Origin of the sequence: Candidatus Dedyshia acidiphila, assembly GCF_051025295.1 — a bacterium.
GTDB lineage: Bacteria > Acidobacteriota > Terriglobia > Terriglobales > Acidobacteriaceae > KBS-83.
In genome coordinates, this window is record NZ_JBMGJV010000221.1 from 1 (window position 1) to 247 (window position 247).

Genomic DNA, 247 nt, shown 5'->3' on the forward strand with positions numbered 1-247 from the left:
GAGGCTGGTCTCCACGGCGGTGTTGGCCTCGCTGGCGCGGCTCAGCAATCCTTTGGGCGTGGTCGTGCCGGCCCCGCTCACCGCATGTGCGAGGTTCAGCCCAAAGCCGTTGCTGTTCTGAAAAAAAGCCTGCACCCCGGCGAAGTTGTTATCGAGCACCGTGCTGAGCTGGTCGCTATTCAGCCTGAGCGTGCCATCGTTATTGAACGAGATCCCGATCTGACTGACGGTCGAGAGCGAGGTGCCC

General features: G+C 61.9%; 1 protein-coding gene. It reads right to left on the reverse strand.

The window, feature by feature from the left end; genetic code table 11:
- Positions 1-247, reverse strand: a 247-nt coding sequence (gene fliD / locus AC5IJH_RS18655; RefSeq protein ID WP_491904309.1) for a flagellar filament capping protein FliD, incomplete at both ends; no start/stop codon positions are given.